Source organism: Synechococcus sp. R8-2, assembly GCF_047461715.1.
In the GTDB taxonomy this organism is placed as follows: Bacteria; Cyanobacteriota; Cyanobacteriia; order Thermostichales; family Thermostichaceae; genus Thermostichus.
The window spans coordinates 1-1327 of sequence record NZ_JANSHQ010000645.1; the positions used below are offsets into that span (position 1 = coordinate 1).

Sequence of the window (1327 nt, forward strand, 5' to 3'; positions counted from 1 at the left end):
AGTTTTCAGCGTGACATAGTAGTAGGTTGTTCTGTCTCCATCTTCATCTGTCTCGATTTCGGTTTTGGTTCCAGCCCCTCTCACGTCCTTGTAGAGTTCAGTCGTACTTGGCAAAGGCAGCAACGGCTGGAAAAACACTTCGCAGTTAACCGCAGACTGGTCAACTCGAAAGCAGGTGAAGTGGCGATCGCCTTGGTGCAACCAAAGTAAAGTCAAGACAGATAGAGGAATGAAGGCAACAGATAGAAGAATGAAGGCAAAAAGTAGCCCAAAAGATAAATCCTTGAGAGGCTCTTGGTACACGCGCTTGTTGTGGCTCTCCTCCACGCATATCATAGACTTAACTCCGAGAAAGCCGGATTTGCTCAGGTTATAACTTGCTAGTCTGTTGGTCGTCTGTTTCCGAGAATACGAAGCGTTTGAAAAATTATGAAAAGCAGTAAGTCCTCCGGTTTTCGCTGTGCTGTATTCAACTTCCCCTCTCTCCAACCAGGAGCGGAAATTGAGTGGCTGACTGCACGAGGCGCCGGGAAGAGGTTTTAAATCAAGCAAGTTAAAGGTTTGAGCTGTTGAATGTACGCAAGTGAGTTAGGTTTTTCATGTCTTCCCAGTTTCTTTTGAATGTGATTTAAAACTGTGGATCCAAGTGCGAAAAGTCTGAGGACTTGCCCGCACCTAATTCATGTTCTGAGGTATTATGTTATCTCCAATACCTCTAAAATGTCCTGGCTGCTTTTCGGGATCCCAAGGTCTTTCCCAGAAGCTGTGGGGTGGCATAACAGTGGGATGAGCGCCAAACTAGCGGTGGTGCTCATGTGAGGATTGCAATGGAAGGCAGACCTAGGGCTAGGGTAGGGCGGCCTGTGCCGAAATCTCTGGAGACAAGGCAAAATGGCCGGCAACTTGCTCAACGGCGCCGACGCAGAGGTTCTTGGATCCCTTCACCGCGAAGCTCTAGGCAGTGGGGAACAGCGCTGGGATGGCTCTTGGGGGAGCGGATCCCGACGGCCCGCCAGCTTGACTTTCGCGCCGGCATGACCGGACTGGCTTTGATCATCGCCGTATTTGTAACAGGAGCACGTCTGGTTTATTTGCAACATCAACAGGCACCCCTGTTGCAGCAGCGAGCCGAAGCCCAGCAGCGAGCCCAGCTAAGACCTTTCATTCCTCGTCGCTCAATTGTGGATCGTCATTCTATTGCCAAGCAGCAGGCAGAATTGCTGGCCGTAGATCGCCCCGTCTATACTCTCTGGGCCCATCCCCGCCTCTTTGGCAAACGCACTCCAGAGGAAATTGCCACTGCCCTTGCTCCCCTGTTGCGGCGTCC

At 51.2% G+C, this 1327-nt stretch carries 1 protein-coding gene and 1 pseudogene; one reads left to right on the forward strand and one right to left on the reverse strand.

Annotated features, from left to right (window positions below; genetic code table 11):
• Positions 1-327: hypothetical protein (locus tag NW819_RS13445; protein WP_414414053.1), on the reverse strand; the 327-nt coding region annotated here is incomplete at its 3' end.
• Positions 328-986: 659 nt separating this feature from the next.
• Here NW819_RS13445 and NW819_RS13450 point away from each other — a divergent pair.
• Positions 987-1327, forward strand: a pseudogene (locus NW819_RS13450) (penicillin-binding protein 2); the annotation flags it as partial.